Annotated in this window: 4 tRNA genes and 2 rRNA genes; all 6 read right to left on the reverse strand. The window is 49.2% G+C overall.

The features are described from left to right. Window positions 1-303, reverse strand: a 23S ribosomal RNA gene (locus tag WN56_RS08480); the annotation flags it as partial. Between the two features lie 313 nt (window positions 304-616). Further along, a tRNA-Val gene (locus WN56_RS08485) sits at window positions 617-692 on the reverse strand. 12 nt (window positions 693-704) lie between these two features. Then, window positions 705-780: transfer RNA gene (locus tag WN56_RS08490), tRNA-Ala, on the reverse strand. 12 nt (window positions 781-792) lie between these two features. Then, window positions 793-868: transfer RNA gene (locus tag WN56_RS08495), tRNA-Lys, on the reverse strand. 2 nt (window positions 869-870) lie between these two features. Further along, a tRNA-Glu gene (locus tag WN56_RS08500) sits at window positions 871-946 on the reverse strand. An 81-nt stretch (window positions 947-1,027) separates the two neighbouring features. After that, a 16S ribosomal RNA gene (locus WN56_RS08505) occupies window positions 1,028-1,365 on the reverse strand; the annotation flags it as partial.

The following is a 1,365-nucleotide window of genomic DNA, read 5'->3' on the forward strand; positions in this document are numbered from 1 at the left end:
TTTCCAACCTGTTCACCTAACGCCTAAGCCGCTTAAGGGCTGCTCCGGGTTCGCTCGCCGCTACTGCCGGAATCTCAATTGATTTCTTTTCCTTCGGGTACTTAGATGTTTCAGTTCCCCGAGTTCGCCTCTTAGCGCTATGTATTCACGCTAAGATACCTGCTTATGCAGGTGGGTTTCCCCATTCGGACATCGATGGCTCAAATGCTTCTTACCAGCTCACCATCGCTTTTCGCAGGTTAGTACGTCCTTCATCGCCTCTGACTGCCAAGGCATCCACCGTCTACGCTTAATCACTTAACCATACAACCCCAAGAGGTTTTATTTACGGCGAGATTGTCTAAAAAAGAAATCTGCGTCGCAAAACCACTCAGCGTTGAATCATCAACCAATTAAGGTTTTGTTTTTGCCGGACTCAAAATAGAGACTTTGCTTATCAAATAAGACAAAGCCCAAGCACACTTGATTGTGTGAGTGACATTACATGTCACTGATTGAGAACTTTACTGTCATTCTTTAAGAATGACTTGTCAGCTTTCCAGATTGTTAAAGAGCATGTCGTTTATTGCTAAATAAACCACGTTCTAAAGATTCTTAAGCAAAAACCTTTAAAGCGTGGTGGGCGATACCGGGCTCGAACCAGTGACCCCCTCCTTGTAAGGGAGGTGCTCTCCCAACTGAGCTAATCGCCCATCTTTCAGACTTGGTGGAGCTAGGCGGGATCGAACCGCCGACCTCTTGCATGCCATGCAAGCGCTCTCCCAGCTGAGCTATAGCCCCGCGTCTGAGAAATGGTGGGTTGTACAGGATTCGAACCTGTGACCAATTGATTAAAAGTCAACTGCTCTACCAACTGAGCTAACAACCCAATGGCGTCCCATAGGGGAGTCGAACCCCTGTTACCGCCGTGAAAGGGCGGTGTCCTAGGCCTCTAGACGAATGGGACACGCTGATATGTTTGGGAACATATCCTCTTTAATACTTCAACCTATACAATCTGTGTGAACACTCGCAACAATAGCGTCAGTAAGGAGGTGATCCAGCCCCAGGTTCCCCTAGGGCTACCTTGTTACGACTTCACCCCAGTCATGAACCACACCGTGGTAAACGCCCTCCCGAAGGTTAAGCTATCTACTTCTGGTGCAGCCCACTCCCATGGTGTGACGGGCGGTGTGTACAAGGCCCGGGAACGTATTCACCGTGGCATTCTGATCCACGATTACTAGCGATTCCGACTTCATGGAGTCGAGTTGCAGACTCCAATCCGGACTACGACAAACTTTAAGGGATTCGCTCCACTTCGCAGCTTCGCTGCCCTCTGTATCTGCCATTGTAGCACGTGTGTAGCCCTACTCGTAAGGGCCA

Origin of the sequence: Salinivibrio sp. KP-1 (assembly GCF_000968645.1) — a bacterium.
In the GTDB taxonomy this organism is placed as follows: domain Bacteria; phylum Pseudomonadota; class Gammaproteobacteria; order Enterobacterales; family Vibrionaceae; genus Salinivibrio; species Salinivibrio siamensis.